The organism is Parabacteroides sp. PM6-13 (assembly GCF_029892605.1).
Lineage (GTDB): Bacteria > Bacteroidota > Bacteroidia > Bacteroidales > Tannerellaceae > QVMG01.
Genome location: NZ_JARXWF010000005.1, coordinates 206751 through 222825, shown reverse-complemented (window position 1 = coordinate 222825; position 16075 = coordinate 206751). Strand labels below are relative to the sequence as shown.

Below are 16075 nucleotides of genomic sequence, written 5' to 3'. Positions count from 1 at the left end.
TATTTAAAATTAGTCAGGCGAGTAACACTTTTTAACGTATCATATTGTAAGGCAAAATGGCGTTTTTGCTTACACTTTGTATTTTGATGCTTTGGGGCGTATGGTGCGTAAACGTGTAGATAAAAAAGAGATAAAAACCTCTGTTTCTCCGTTTTCTATACCTATATATAGGTATTGGGGGATTTGCGAAGAAGACGTACCTTTGCAAGGACAAACGCAGAGAGATGAGATTATCGGAATTAAATACAGGAGATAAAGGAGTTATAGTGAAAGTGATGGGGCGAGGCGCTTTTCGTAAGCGCATCGTTGAAATGGGCTTTATCCGTGGAAAAGAGGTGGTGGTCGTTCAGAACGCTCCGCTCAAAGACCCTATTCACTACCGGATCATGGGCTACGATGTGTCGCTTAGGCGCAGCGAAGCGGCACTGATCGAAGTGGTCAGCGCTGAAGAGTATGCCTCCACGCTCCTGGAAGCCGAAAACAACGCCTCCTATCCGGGTGCTCCCGTGATGCTTTCCGACGAAGACCTGCAAGCCATCGCTATGCGGGAGCGTAAGATCATCAATGTCGCCCTGGTGGGTAATCCCAATAGCGGGAAAACATCTCTTTTTAATTATGCCTCCGGGCAGCATGAGCATGTGGGTAACTATAGCGGTGTGACGGTCGATGCCAAAGAGGGCACCTATCGGCAAAACGGCTATACCTTCCGCATTGTCGACCTGCCGGGCACCTATTCGCTGTCGACCTATACACCCGAAGAGCTCTATGTGCGCAAGCATTTGCAGGAGGAGCATCCCGACGTGGTGCTCAACATCATCGACAGCTCGAACCTCGAGCGCAACCTCTACCTGACCACCCAGCTGATCGATATGGATATGCGCATGGTGATCGCGCTCAATATGTACGATGAGCTGCAAAACCGAGGCAATAAGCTCGACCACGAAGGGCTTTCGGTTCTCTTGGGAGCGCCTGTTGTGCCGACAATCAGCAAAAACGGTTTCGGTATCAAAGAGTTGTTTGACCGTATCATCAAGGTGTATGAAGAAGAGGATCCGGTGGTTCGTCATATACATATCAACTACGGAGATGTGCTGGAGAAAAGAATCACGCAGGTAAGACGCTCGCTGAAGCATAATAGCCATATCTCGCAGACCTATTCCAAACGCTATCTCGCCATCAAACTATTGGAAGGCGACGAACAGGTTGAATCCTATCTGCAGAGCAATCCGGAGCGGGATCATATCCTGGAGGAGCGCGACAGGTGTGTGGCCGAAATAGAAAATCTCCTGCAGGAGGATTGTGAAACCGCTTTTACCGACGCCCGTTATGGCTTTATCTCCGGCGCCCTGCGCGAGACCTACGAAGAAAACCAGTTGCAGAAAATCAACAAGACGCAGATCATCGACACCTTTGTGACCAACAAGCTGTTGGGCTTCCCGATCTTTTTCCTTTTCATGTGGATCATGTTCGAAGCCACCTTCCGTTTTGGCGCCTATCCGATGGAGTGGATCGAAACGGGGGTTGCCTGGTTTAGCGACACCATACGTCACACTATGGCGGACGGGCCCTTTAAGGATCTATTGGTCGATGGCATCATCGGCGGGGTAGGAGGGGTGATCGTCTTTCTGCCCAATATATTGATACTCTATCTGTTTATCTCCTTTATGGAGGATTCGGGTTATATGGCACGTGCCGCTTTTATCATGGATAAGATCATGCACCGGATGGGGTTGCACGGGAAGTCGTTCATCCCTTTGATCATGGGATTCGGTTGCAATGTGCCGGCCATTATGGCGACGCGTACGATTGAAAGTCGCAACAGTCGTATGATCACCATGCTGGTCAATCCGTTGATGAGTTGCAGTGCCCGCTTGCCGGTCTATGTCTTGTTGGCCGGTGCCTTCTTTCCGAAACATGCCGGTGTGGTGCTTTTCAGTATGTATATTACCGGTATTTTGTTGGCAGTCGGCATGGCACGCTTGTTCAAACGCTTCCTGTTTACGAAGGAGGATGTGCCTTTTGTGATGGAACTACCGCCCTACCGCATGCCGACGCTTCGTTCGATCCTGATCCATATGTGGGAGAAGGCGCGGCAATACCTCCGGAAGATGGGGGGCGTCATTCTCTTTGCTTCTATTATTATCTGGTTCCTGGGGTATTATCCCCGCCATTCGGCCGGCATGGATGTGTACGACCAACAGATCGCTGTGATAGAAAACACCCAGGAAGACTCGGCAGAAAGGGCTGCTACCCTGGCCGAACTGGAGCGTCTTAAAGCAATGGATCACCAGGAACACTCCTATATCGGACGTATCGGCAAAAGTATACAACCGGCGCTGGCACCCTTGGGCTTCGACTGGAAAATGAGTGTGGCCTTGATGACAGGTATGGCGGCCAAGGAGGTGGTGGTGAGCACCCTGAGCGTGCTCTATACCGGTGATGAGGAGGATTCGCAGAAATTAACGACACGTCTGAAGGAGGACCGTGATGCTTCGGGCAAACCGGTATTCACTCCGCTCATAGCGCTTAGCCTGATGCTCTTCGTATTGATCTATTTCCCGTGCGTCGCTACGGTAACAGCCATCAGCAAAGAGTCGGGTTCCTGGAAATGGGGACTGTTTACGGTGGTTTACACCTGTATCCTGGCCTGGATCGTTTCCTTCCTGGTCTACCAGACGGGGGGATGGATTGTGCAATTATTAACCTAAAACCGAAAAGAACATGTGGCAGGAAATAATCGTTTATCTGATCGGTATCCTGGCCGTAGTATATGCCGGCCGGAAAATCTATTGTCTTTTCCGTCGCTCCAAGCAGAAGAATAATCCCTGCGCCGGCTGTTCGGGCTGTGCTTTTGCGGAAGAGGCGCGTAAAAGAAAATAAGATTATTCCATTTCGGATTGGCATAGGAACAGGCGCAATCGGCAGCCTGTTTTTTTTGTGCACTAAGCAATTCTTACTATATTTTTTTCATAAATTCAAACCGGGCAAACAGTGTAAATAACTGATAAGGAAAAAACTACGCAATAATGCTTTCCGGCATTCTACTATATTTTTACTATACACGCCATCAGCTTATTTCTGGGCAGTCTATTTTTGTGAATCCAAGCTTTTCGTTGAAATATACAGGGGATATTGGTAAACATTAAATTAAATACTTTGTAAGATGCGATTAATTAGAAAAATGGCTATACTCAGTTGTATAGTGGCTTCATGTGCCATAGGAAAAGCACAAACCATCCATTCGCCCGGAGGTCAGTTTGAAATGAATTTCTCGTTGAAAGAGGGAGGAATTCCTACCTACACGCTGCTCTATAAGGATCGAGTAGTTATCAAACCCAGTTCGATGGGGCTCGAACTGAAACCTGAAGCTGACAGCCGTGATTTTTGGGATTTCTCTCCCGAGGGAACCGTGGTGGAACAGCGGGATGAAAAAACATCTCTGTACAGTGGTTTTGAAGTGGTAAACTCGGAGATTTCTACATTTGATGAGACCTGGCAGCCGGTATGGGGCGAGAGTAAAGATATTCGTAATCAATACAATGAGCTGGCTGTATTATTGAATCAGCCCTCTACCAATCGACAGATGTTGATACGTTTTCGTCTTTTTGATGATGGGCTGGGGTTTCGCTATGAATTCCCACAGCAGGAAAACCTGGTTTACTTTGTGATCAAAGAGGAACGAACAGAATTTGCCATGACCGGCAATCATACAGCATACTGGCTTCCGGGCGACTACGATACACAGGAATATGATTATACAACCTCCCGGCTGTCGGAGATCCGTGGATTGATGCAGGAAGCTATTACGCCCAATTCTTCTCAAACGCCCTTCTCTCCGACAGGTGTTCAAACTGCTCTGATGATGAAAAGTCAGGAAGGTCTTTATATCAATCTACATGAAGCGGCATTGATCAACTATTCCTGCATGCACCTCGACCTGGACGATAAAAACTTTATTTTTCGATCTCACCTGACACCCGATGCGCAAGGGGATAAAGGACACTTGCAAGCGCCTTGCGTGAGCCCCTGGCGTACGGTTATCGTGAGCGACGACGCACGACAGATCTTGGCTTCAAACATTACTCTGAACCTGAATGAGCCTTGCAAGATAGAAGACACCTCGTGGATTAAACCCGTGAAGTATATTGGGGTATGGTGGGAAATGATTACAGGAAAAAGTAGTTGGGCCTATACCGACGACCTGCCCAGCGTGCAATTGGGAGTCACCGATTATACAAAAGTAAAACCCAATGGCAAACACGGTGCTAATACGGCACATGTAAAAGAATATATTGATTTTGCAGCCGAACATGGTTTCGATGCGGTGCTGGTGGAAGGCTGGAATGTCGGTTGGGAAGACTGGTTTGGCAACTCCAAGGATTATGTGTTCGATTTTGTAACTCCTTATCCTGATTTCAATATGACAGAAATCCGGGACTATGCGAAAAACAAAGGGGTAAAGATGATGATGCATCACGAAACATCGTCTTCTGTGCGTAATTACGAGCGCCATATGGATCAGGCGTATCAGTTTATGGTGGACAACGGATACAACTCCGTGAAGAGTGGCTACGTGGGCGATATGATTCCACGTGGTGAACACCATTATGGACAATGGCTGGTAAATCATTATCAATATGCCTTTGAGAAAGCGGCTGACTATAAGATTATGGTCAATGCCCACGAAGCTGTTCGTCCTACTGGTGTTTGTCGCACCTGGCCTAACCTGATCGGTAACGAATCGGCTCGGGGAACCGAATACCAGGCTTTTGGAGGAAGCAAACCCAACCATGTGACAATACTTCCTTTTACCCGCCTGATTGGTGGACCGATGGACTATACGCCAGGTATCTTTGAAATGGATGTAGAAAAGCTCAATCCCGACAACCAGTCACATGTCAATGCGACGATTGCCAATCAACTGGCTTTGTATGTGACGATGTACAGTCCGCTACAGATGGCAGCCGATCTGATCGAACATTACCGCCAGTTCCCCGACGCTTTTCAGTTTATTAAAGATGTCGCGATAGATTGGGATGAAAGCCGTTATCTCGAAGCAGAACCGGGCGAATATATTACCATTGCCCGCAAAGCGAAAGGAAGCAACAACTGGTTTGTGGGGAATGTGTGCGGAGAAAAAGGTTTTCAATCCAATATCTCTTTTGATTTCCTGGATCCGGGTAAAACATACGTTGCAACAATTTACAGCGATGCCCGGGACGCTCATTACAAAACAAATCCGCAAGCCTATACGATTCGTAAGGTGGTAGTAACCAATAAGTCGAAACTGCGCCAGCAATCGGCGCCCGGCGGTGGATATGCCATTAGTATCGAAGAAGCGGATAAAACAAAAATCAAAGGATTGAAAAAATTATAATTTGTAGCTCATGCCATTAAAAAAGAGAAACAACCCTAAGGTTGTTTCTCTTTTTGTGTGTTAATAGTATGGGTAAAACGATTTGCTTTCGGAATATAATTTTTAACTTTGTCTAAACGCACAAGGATAGAGATTGCCACATGAGAACACGGTGTATACTTTTTTATCTTATTTGTTCTTTCTTTCCGACTTGTCTGTTTGCTCAGAGCTTACGGATTGACTCCATGTTACACATATTGGATCAGGAGGTTGTCGCTCGTTCTGCCTACAGCCTCAAAAAAGAACGCGACTTACAAAGTCTGAAGGAATTGCTTCGTATGGCCACTACCGATGAACAGCGTTACACTATTTATGGCCAATTAGTATCCGGATATATCCCCTTTAATAATGACTCCTCCCTTTATTATGTGACGAAGAAATGGGAACTGGCTCAGTCATTGAATGAAAAGTACTATTTACAAGATGCACAGATGAGCCTGGCTGAGGTCATGAGTATCGCCGGGATGTATAAAGAGGCGTTCGATATAATGACAGAAGTGGATATCGCCGGGATGGAAGAATTGAATCAGTCCTATTACCATGTGTTCCGAAAGCTCTATGGATACATGGCCGATCATGCTGTTACCCCATCTGAAAAAGAGAAATATCAGTCTTTGACGGATTGTTACCGAGATTCCATTCTGATTAATTCTCAACCGGAATCAGATAATCACGTGTTGGTTTTAGCGGATAAACTGACCACACATGGGAAGGGAGAAGAAGCTGTCAGCTTATTATTAGAGCGTATAGACACGATAGAACCTTATAGCCATAATGCGGCTGTATTCAATTTTACTTTAGCCAAGGCTTACGAAACAGTGGGGGATATCGATGCGGCTATCTACTATTATGCTATCTCCGCCTTATCTGATTTGCGTTCTGCCGTGAAAGAATATATTTCATTGCGCCATTTATCCCAACTATTGTTTGAAAAAGGAGATATCACAAGAGCATATGCCTACCTGAAGTGCTCACTTGAAGACGCCATTGAATCGAACGCTCGTATGCGTGCGATGGAGGTGTCACAGATTTTCCCGATTATCGACGAAGCCCATCAGTTGAAGGTTGCCAAACAACAGCAGTTATCACGTCTTTTTCTTGTCTCCGTCAGTATCCTTTCCCTCTTTCTATTGATTGCTCTGTTCCTGATCGCGCGGCAGATGCGTAAGACCAGTCAGGCACGGCAGGCCGTAACAGACGCAAACAACCGATTGATTCTGTTGAACAAAGAACTCAACAACTCCAATCAACAATTGCAAGAACTCAATCATATCCTGTCAGAAACAAATTCTATCAAAGAGGAATATATCGGGCGATATATGGATCTCTGCTCTGCTTATATCGATAAACAGGATGACTATCGTCGTTCGCTGGCCAAAATAGCAGGAACAGGTAAGCTGGAGGAACTCTACAAAAAAATCAAGTCTACCCAATTCCTCGAAGAGGAACTCAAAGAATTCTATACCAACTTCGACGACACATTCCTAAAACTTTTTCCTGCGTTCGTAGAGGATTTCAATATTCTTCTGACGGAAGGTATTCAGCCCAAACCGGGAGAAAAGCTCAATACCGAACTGCGTATCTATGCCCTGATCCGTCTGGGTATTACCGATAGCAATAAGATTGCCCGCTTCCTCCGCTACTCTGTCACCACCATCTATAACTACCGCACCCGCATCCGCAATAAAGCAAAAGGTGAACGCGACGATTTCGAAAATAAAGTGATGGGAATCGGACGGGTTAATTATTGATTAAGCACTACTTTTCTTTACACTACATAAAACGACAATCGCTTTATAATCAGCAGAAAACCTTTAATGTTTCTGTTCAATCCACTATATTTTAGCTATACATGAAAAGGATCCATTCCTTCATGTGATAAATTTGCCTATGCTTTATAAAAAGAACTAAAATAGAGAAGCGTAAACTTATATTAACTTTTTAATTTGATGCAGATGAAAGAAGACCAAAAGCCAAAAGGCTTATCACACCAACTCCTGTTTATTATAATAGGAATGTTCTTATCGCTGGGTGCGTTCGCACAGCATATCACCGTCAACGGACGGGTGATAGATAAGGATGGGGAGCCGATCATCGGTGCCAGTATCCTTCAGGAAAACACAACGATCGGAACAGTAACGAACTACGACGGGGAATACTCCCTGCATGTGCCTGCCAACAGTACAATTATCATCTCTTATGTTGGTTATTCCACACAGACCATCTCTGTTCAGAACCGAACGACGATCAACATTACTTTATTGGAAGATACGCAATTGCTGGACGATGTAATTGTCGTAGGATATGCGACCGGTAGTCAACGCACCATTTCGGGTTCAGTTGCCAAGGTTGGTAAAGAAGATATGAATGTGGGGGTCGTGCTCAATCCGCTCCAGGCAATGAAAGGTAAAGTGGCAGGGGTTAATATTTCCAAAAGCGGGGGAGACCCGGCTGCCGGGAGTACAATCCGCGTACGTGGCACAACATCGCTTTCCGGAGGGAACAATCCACTGGTTATTGTAGATGGCGTATTTGCGGATATGGCCATCCTCAACTCGTTAGCCCCCGGTGATATCGAGAGCTTTACGGTATTGAAAGACGCTTCGGAAACAGCGCAGTATGGCTCAAGGGGTGCCAGTGGGGTCATTGTGGTCAATACAACGAAAGGCAAATCGGGCGTAAAAGACTTCAGCTACGATGGTACTTTTGGCGTAGAGAGCGTTTATAAGAACCTGGAAATGCTAAGTGCGGATCAATACCGTGCGGCAGCGACCGGCATGAATTTCCTCGATAAAGGACATAGTTCCAACTTCCTGGAAGAGATGCAGCGTACCGGATTCACACAGAATCACCGGATCTCTTTTGGCGGCGGAAGCACCGACTATTCCAATTACCGAGTTTCTTTGGGAGTGATTGACCAAGAGGGTATTATCCAGAATAGTGAAATGCGTAACTATACCCTAAAAATGGATGCCAGCCAGATGATGTTCAACAACAAACTCCTGATGGAAGTCGGTATGTTTGGTTCTAAAATAGACAAACGCTATGTGAACGATTATCAGAAAACATTCTATTCGGCAGCGTCTCACAACCCAACATTTGCCACCACGCCGGATAGCGACGGCATATGGCCGGAAGATCTGAATGCCAATGAAATCCACAATCCAATGGGACGTTTGCAGATCAACGACCGTGAATCTTTTGCCAACATCAATGCACATGCGAAGCTGACCTGGAGCATCACCCCCGATCTGAAATTGAGCGGTTTCGGTTCCTACACGTTCAGCGTAAAAGAAAATCAGAAATACATCCCGACCACGATCAAAGCCGGGCAAGGCGACAAAGGGGAAGCGAGTCGTATCGACCATAAAAACTCTGACCTGATGGGTAACCTGATGCTGAATTACAAAAAAACATTTGGTCAACACTATATTGATGCTTTGGGATTAGTTGAAGCACAAAAATATACACGCAGCGGATTCAATGCCACGGCTCGCGGGTTTGATACCGATTTCTTCGGATACAATAACCTGGGTGCGGGAGCAAACGTGAAATATGGCGATGTGGGATCCTATTGGAATGAGTATCAACTACTCTCCTATATGGGACGTTTCAATTATGTCTTTGCCAACAAATATATCGCAACCATCAATTTGCGTGCCGATGGCTCATCCAAACTTGGAGCGAACAATAAATGGGGCTTCTTCCCCTCCGGATCATTGGCGTGGGACATCGCACAGGAGGATTTTCTGAAAAATATATCTCAGGGCAAGATCAGCCAGATGAAACTGCGAGCAGGCTACGGTCTGACCGGTAATCAGGATGCGATCGCTGCCTACAATTCACTCTCGCTGATGGGACCGAGCGGAACAACCACCGTCAACGGCGCCCCGGCAGTGACTTACGGATTCAACCGCAATGCCAACCCGGATTTGCGCTGGGAGGTGAAACGGATGTTTGACGTGGGCTTGGATATGGGATTCTTCGACGATCGGCTGACGGCGACTGTCGACTATTATATGTCGAAAACATCTGATTTGCTTTATAACTATGATGTGCCCGTTCCTCCATTCGTGTATCCTACCTTGTTGGCGAACTTGGGAGAAATGAAAAACAACGGTCTGGAAGTCTCTCTTACGGGTATTCCGTTGCAGACCAACGATATGCAATTAACACTTTCAGCCAATGTCTCTTACCAGAAAAATGAGTTGATTTCATTGAATGGAACCTATATGGATCAGGAACTCTCGGCTAAGCAATATATGAATCTGGCAGGGATGAATGGTGCCGGTTTTATCGGAGGCAACAACCAGATAACGTATCAGATGGTAGGGCAACCCTTAGGTGTATTCTATTTGCCTAAATGCGATGGATTGATCTTCGATGAAGCATCGCAATCGTATAAATACCATATTCTGGATATTGATGGAGAAGAAGGAATCGACCTTTCCGATGGCAAAGACCGCTATATCGCCGGACAAGCCATGCCGAAGTTCTATGTGGCTGGAAATATTAACTTCCGTTACAAAAACTGGGATTTGCAGACACAATTGAACGGAGCGTTTGGTCATAAGATTTACAACGGTACCTCGCTGACCTATATGAATATGGTTCAGTTTCCTACCTATAATGTACTGAAAGAGGCTCCTGAGAAAAACATCAAAGACCAGACCGTAACCGATTATTGGTTGGAAAAAGGAGACTACCTGCATATTGATTACCTGAGTATCGGTTATACGCTGAATACAAAGAATATAGACTGGATGAACTCGCTACGTATCAGCGCTTCGGTTAACAACCTCTATACATTCACCAATTATTCAGGGTTATCTCCAATGATCAATAGCGCGGAAGTGAATGATAACCTGGGAGTGGATGATAAACGCTTCTATCCGCTTTCCAGAACGTTCTCTATCGGTTTGAGTGTTAACTTCTAAATAAATAACAAAGATGAAAAAGAAAACATTATATATAATGATCGCATTGGCAGCATATTGCCTGCAAGGATGTTCTGGTTTTCTGGATGAAAACCCAAAAGATCAGATGTCGGAAGAAGAGGCTTTCAAAAGCCCGGCATTGGTGTATCTCAATACGGTAGCCAGTTTATACACCTATGTGGGTAACTGGGATGGCAACAGCGGATTAGGAGGTGGCGACCGGGGTATCTACGACCTAAACACCTTCTCTTCGGATGAAGCGATCCTACCTACCCGTGGTGGTGACTGGGATGATGGCGGACTCTGGAGAGATCTGTTTACCCACAACTGGGGAACAAATAATGCTCTGTTGCGCGATTCATGGAACTACATCTACAAAGTGATCGGTATTGCCAATCAATCTATCAGCAAATTGGAAGGCTATATAGCCGAAAATCCGGAGGAAGATTATTTCGTAGCGTATCATTCGGAAGCACGCGCTTTTCGTGCGATGTATTATTATTATCTGTTGGATATGTTTGCCCGTGTTCCATTGGTGATTGATCCTGACATACAGATCAGCGATGTGGCACAATCGTCACGCTCAGAGGTGTTCGCTTTTGTTGTGAAAGAACTACAGGAATCGGTTGAAAACTTAAATACAACACATAGTAACCTAGAAGGAGAATACTATGGACGTATGACTCAACCGGTAGCCTATTTCCTCTTAGCTAAATTAGCGCTGAATGCAGAGGTTTACTCCTCGGATAGCTGGTGGGAGAATAATCGTACGGATGGGAAAAACATCACATTCCCTGGAACCAACATGAACGCATGGGATGCAACCGTTTTCTATTGCGATAAGATTGCGGCACTGGGATATGATCTGGAAAATAGTTATTCCAATAACTTTGCCATCAAAAACGAAAACTCCCGCGAGAATATTTATACCATCCCCATGGATCCGACCCTATATAAAAACCGAATCTATTACCTGATCCGTTCACGCCATTACGATCATGCGGGAGCGTATAATCTGGGAGGCTGGAACGGAGCCAGTGCTACGAAGGAGGCCGTCACAGTGTTCGGTTACGGAACAGGTAACCAAGATCCTCGTTTCGACTTCAATTACCACTACGGGAAAGTGTATGGACCCAATGGAGAGCCGATTATCAACTCGGATGCCGGTGTCGATCTGGAATACTTCCCTACACAGGTAAAGTTAAGCTATTCAACAAGTGACACCTACTTGAAAACAGGTGGCGCTCGCATGAAAAAATATGAAATGGATACCAACGCACAACAGGAAGGTGTGCTACAAAACAATGATTATGTGTTGTTCCGTTATGCCGATGTGTTGCTGATGAAAGCAGAGGCAAAAGTAAGAAACGGGGGCAACGGCAGTGATGAACTGAATCGAGTGCGTAATAGAGCCGGAGCACCGGAGCGTGAAGCTACGCTACAAAACATTCTGGATGAACGCCTGTTGGAACTGGCATGGGAAGGATGGCGTCGTCAGGATTTGATTCGCTTTGGATTATTCAATAAAGCGATTAGCGATCGTCCGGCAACAGAGTCCTTTAAAACAGTCTTTGCGATAGACAACTCGATTCTTAACCTGAATGCCAAATTAACTCAGAATCATGGTTATTAACCTATAAAAGGCTTTATGAATTTTAGCTGCGACGGCAGAGAAAAAACAATAGGTCATCCGGTTTTATTCGTGAAGCAAGGAAAGGTGGGGCTGTACATTTTTATATTTGGACAGACCCTCTTTCCTCTTTTATTGCCAATCCATTCAACTCCATGTGGAAAGAATATTTCGGTAAAGACAATGAAAAGCCAAATCGAAAAGGAATTATGAAAAATTTGTCAACCTGTTCTATCCTAAAAAAAACACTACCTTTGCCTTATTACATACTAATAGTATAGACATTATGAAAAAAAACTTAATCGCTTTATGCGCTCTGTTCCTATGCGGCACGCTATGGGCAGCGCCTATTTCTATCCAACAGTTCAACTATGCCGGGCCTTACGAGGTGAAAACGCCTTTCATCGGTGATAGTGCGAATGTACAGAACAAAAAGTATTCTGAGAAAGAGCTGTTGAACAGCCCGCTCTCTTTTTCCCTGTTGCGCACGAACGGCCAAGTGTTGACTGCTGCAGACGAAGGCATCGCCCTGCCGGGCTCGTCTTATGATTACGCGCTCCATCTACTCTCTTTCTACCTGGCGAGCGATCGCTATTGTACGGGATCCCTCGTGATTGATGGGGCCGACGAGGTGGAGATCTATGTCGACAATAAACTGCAAAAGGGGAGTGCCAAAAAGCTCTCCCTCACCTTAGAGCCTCGCACCTATGAGGTAGTGATCAAATACCTGTCGAAAGGAGCTGCCGAAAACAGACTGAAGGTATCTTACGAGACCGAACAGTCGGCCGAGATAACGACCACGACAGCATCCGAACGCACCTACACACTTGGCGATGTGTTCGACGGAAAGCGCATTCAATCGGCTACGCTCTCTCCAAGCGGTAAATATTATTTGGTTAATTATTCCGTTACCTATCCGGGCGGACGGCAAACCAGCTACCGTCAGTTAGTAGAACAGGCTACCGGGCGCATTCTCCTTTCGGCCGATCAGCGCAACCTTCAATGGATGCCGCGGGGTGATCAGCTCTATTTTACCCGCCAGGGCATCGAAGGACGGGAGCTTGTCATCTTTGACCCGATCAATCTGAAAGAGAATATCCTGACTAACAACCTGCCGGAAGGCAGCTTCCGCTTCGCACCGACAGAGGACTTTCTGTTGTTCTCCATCGCTGAAGAGGGACCGGAAGAGCGGAAAGACATTTACGAAGTATTGGTGCCCGACGACCGTCAACCGGGTTGGCGCACGCGTTCTTTTATTCATAAGTATGACCTGGCTACCGGATTGATGCAACGGCTCACCTATGGTTACCTGACTACGAGCATCAACGATATCTCGCCCGACGGCAGGTTCCTGCTTTTCTCTACGCGGGAGCCGTTCCTCACCGAGCGTCCCTTCACCCGTGCCTCGCTCTACCGGATGGATCTTGAGACGTTTGAAACGGATACGATCCTGAAATCGGCGGGGTTTGTCAGTCGTGCGCAATATGCTCCCGATGGAAAACAACTGCTTATCGCTGGTTCGCCGGAGGCATTCAATGGCATTGGCCTCAACGTGGCACCGGGACAGACTGCCAATATGGGTGATGCGCAGTTGTTTCTTTACAACCTGTCGAACGCCGAAATCAAGCCATTGACCAAAGAGTTCGATCCTTCGATCGATCAGGCGGTCTGGAACAGCTTCGACAACCTGGTGTATATCATGGGCAAAGACCGTGACTGGGTGCGTCTGTATACCCTCGATCCTGCCAAAGGAATCTTCCGGACGGTTGCGGCCGAAGAGGATGTGGTTAGTAACTTTTCGCTGGCTAAGACATCTCCGGCGCTGCTCTATTACGGATTGAGTGCTTCCAATTCACAACGTTTGTATGTGCGCGACATGAAGAAAAACAAAACGACATTATTGGAAGATCTCTCCAAGGAGATCCTGAAAGATATTCGTCTGGGAGAAGTTCAGGACTGGAACTTTACGAATGCCCAGGGTGATACGATATACGGACGTTATTACCTGCCACCCAACTTCGACGCGAACAAGAAATATCCGATGATCGTTAATTATTACGGCGGCACTACGCCTACGGCACGCGTGATGGAAAGCCGTTACGCGTCGCATGTATATGCCGGCTTAGGCTTTATCGTTTACATCGTTCAGCCCAGCGGAGCCACCGGGTTCGGTCAGGAATTCTCTGCCCGCCACGTCAATACCTGGGGCATACAAACGGCGGATGATATTATCGAAGGAACGAAGAAATTCTGCGACGATCACTCGTTTGTCAACCGGGAGAAGATCGGTTGTATGGGTGCTTCCTACGGAGGCTTTATGACTATGTTGCTGCAAACGAAAACAGATATATTCGCGGCCGCTATGTCGCATGCAGGTATCAGTGATATCACCAGCTATTGGGGCGAAGGCTACTGGGGTTATTCCTATAGCGCGCAGGCTACGGCCAACCGATATCCCTGGAATGCCCGTGATATTTATGTGGAGCAAAGCCCGCTCTTTCATGCCGATAAGGTGAATACGCCGATCCTCTTCCTGCATGGAGCCAGCGATACCAATGTGCCCGTCGGCGAGAGTATTCAGATGTTTACTGCTTTGAAACTCTTAGGAAAGCCGACCGCTATGGTGTTGGTCGACAAACAAGACCATCAGATCCACGATTACGACAAACGCATCCGTTGGAACAACAGCATCTACGCCTGGTTCTATAAATGGCTAAAAGACCAGCCCGAATGGTGGGATGCGCTCTATCCGCCGAAGAATCTGTAAGATAAAAAAGAGATATAAGCCGGCCGGGATCATTCAAAACGAATGGTCTTGGCCGGTTCGATTTTAGTGATTAGGTAAGAAGGACCTAAGAGCATCAATAGGGTGGCAAGCAGTGTGCCGATATTCAAGAGTAGAAGCGCCCCGAGACTTAGGTCGATAGGCACGGCGTCCAGGTAGTAGGTAGCCGGGTCGAGCGGTATCAAACCGAACTGCGCCTGCAGGAAACAGATCACTAACCCGATCACATTGCCCCAGAGCATGCCTTTGCCAATGATAAAAGCTGAAATATAAAGGAATACCTTGCGGATACTTCGGTTGTCTTGCCCCATCGCTTTTAGGATGCCGATCATATTGGTGCGCTCAAGGATAAGCACCAATAAACCGGAGATCATCGTAAACCCAGAGACCAGAACCATCAGGATAAGAATAACAACCACATTGATATCCAACACCTCCAGCCAACCGAAGATGGCTGGGTTTAACTCTTTGGCCGAACGGGTATAGAACACATTCCCGTCCCGATCCTGCTTCTCCGCCATCTCGAAATAGACATTTTCGGCTATTTCATCGAGGCGTTCGTAGTCGTCGATCTGCAATTCGATACCGCTTACCTGGTCGGAATCCCATCCGTTCAAGCGGCGCACCTGCCGGATATCGACCAAGACAAACAGCTTGTCGTAATCCAGAAAGCCGGTATCATAAATACCTGTAACAGTAAACTGCCGCGCCCGCACATCCTCCTGCACAAAATAGGAATGAAACCTGTCGCCTACCTTCAGACCAACCATATCGGCCAGTGTGCGTGAGATAACGGCATCTGTCGAATTCTTTTCCGGATCCAGCGTGATTACCTCTCCCTCTTGCAGGTTTTCGCGGAAGAAGGTCCAGTCGTAATCCGCATCGATGCCTTTCAATACAATGCCTTGGAAGTCCTCTTCGGTCTTCAGGATACCCGGTTTGGTGGCAAATGTTTCCACATGCCTGATGCCCGGAAGCGAGCGGAGTTGCTCCATCAAGGTGTCATTGACTGCTATCGGAAGATATTCAAAGGAGGCATTGCTATCGAAGTTGGTGATCTGGATATGGGCACCGAAGCCGATCACCTTTTCGCGTATCTGCTTCTTAAAGCCAACAATAATCGCAATCGACAGTATCATCACCGCCAGCCCCAGGGCTATACCCGCCATGGCGACCTTCACCGTTGGCGAAGTCACCTTCTTATCTCCATCCTTATCGAAATGGATCTTGCGTGCGATGAACAACTCTAAATTCATTTTCGAATGAATTTAGAATTATGAATTACAAATTATGAATTATGATTTGAC

8 protein-coding genes are annotated in these 16075 nt (G+C 46.6%); 7 read left to right on the top strand and 1 reads right to left on the bottom strand.

The window, feature by feature from the left end; translation table 11 throughout:
- Positions 1-224: 224 nt before the first annotated feature.
- From feoB to M2134_RS06985, 7 genes are all read left to right on the top strand, one after another.
- Complete coding sequence (gene feoB / locus M2134_RS07015; protein ID WP_280758143.1) at positions 225-2708, top strand: ferrous iron transport protein B; 2484 nt, start codon at positions 225-227, stop codon at positions 2706-2708.
- A gap of 13 nt (positions 2709-2721) precedes the next feature.
- The gene (locus M2134_RS07010) at positions 2722-2880 is read left to right on the top strand and encodes a FeoB-associated Cys-rich membrane protein (protein ID WP_280750570.1); all 159 of its coding nucleotides are present in this window, start codon (positions 2722-2724) and stop codon (positions 2878-2880) included.
- Between the two features lie 283 nt (positions 2881-3163).
- Positions 3164-5377, top strand: coding sequence for a glycoside hydrolase family 97 protein (locus tag M2134_RS07005; protein ID WP_280750569.1), 2214 nt, complete (start codon positions 3164-3166; stop codon positions 5375-5377).
- 224 nt (positions 5378-5601) lie between these two features.
- On the top strand, positions 5602-7167 hold the full coding sequence (locus M2134_RS07000; RefSeq protein ID WP_280750568.1) for a DUF6377 domain-containing protein: 1566 nt from the start codon (positions 5602-5604) through the stop codon (positions 7165-7167).
- A gap of 204 nt (positions 7168-7371) precedes the next feature.
- Entirely contained in the window at positions 7372-10353 is a 2982-nt protein-coding gene (locus tag M2134_RS06995; protein ID WP_280750567.1) for a SusC/RagA family TonB-linked outer membrane protein, read from the top strand.
- Positions 10354-10366: 13 nt separating this feature from the next.
- A complete protein-coding gene (locus M2134_RS06990; RefSeq protein ID WP_280750566.1) occupies positions 10367-11986 on the top strand; it encodes a RagB/SusD family nutrient uptake outer membrane protein in 1620 nt (539 codons plus the stop codon).
- A gap of 283 nt (positions 11987-12269) precedes the next feature.
- On the top strand, positions 12270-14750 hold the full coding sequence (locus tag M2134_RS06985) for a prolyl oligopeptidase family serine peptidase (RefSeq protein WP_280750565.1): 2481 nt from the start codon (positions 12270-12272) through the stop codon (positions 14748-14750).
- Positions 14751-14779: 29 nt separating this feature from the next.
- On the opposite strand, the gene M2134_RS06980 is transcribed toward M2134_RS06985, so the two are convergent.
- A complete protein-coding gene (locus M2134_RS06980) occupies positions 14780-16024 on the bottom strand; it encodes an ABC transporter permease (RefSeq protein ID WP_280750564.1) in 1245 nt (414 codons plus the stop codon).
- Positions 16025-16075: the final 51 nt, after the last annotated feature.

Bases quoted from the DNA above. Each gene is read 5' to 3' on its own strand.
- M2134_RS06985 (WP_280750565.1), top strand. From the start codon at position 12,270: ATGAAAAAAAACTTAATCGCTTTATGCGCTCTGTTCCTATGCGGCACG.
- M2134_RS07000 (WP_280750568.1), top strand. From the start codon at position 5,602: ATGTTACACATATTGGATCAGGAGGTTGTCGCTCGTTCTGCCTACAGC.
- M2134_RS07010 (WP_280750570.1), top strand. From the start codon at position 2,722: ATGTGGCAGGAAATAATCGTTTATCTGATCGGTATCCTGGCCGTAGTA.
- M2134_RS07005 (WP_280750569.1), top strand. From the start codon at position 3,164: ATGCGATTAATTAGAAAAATGGCTATACTCAGTTGTATAGTGGCTTCA.
- M2134_RS06980 (WP_280750564.1), bottom strand. From the start codon at position 16,024: ATGAATTTAGAGTTGTTCATCGCACGCAAGATCCATTTCGATAAGGAT.
- feoB (WP_280758143.1), top strand. From the start codon at position 225: ATGAGATTATCGGAATTAAATACAGGAGATAAAGGAGTTATAGTGAAA.
- M2134_RS06990 (WP_280750566.1), top strand. From the start codon at position 10,367: ATGAAAAAGAAAACATTATATATAATGATCGCATTGGCAGCATATTGC.
- M2134_RS06995 (WP_280750567.1), top strand. From the start codon at position 7,372: ATGAAAGAAGACCAAAAGCCAAAAGGCTTATCACACCAACTCCTGTTT.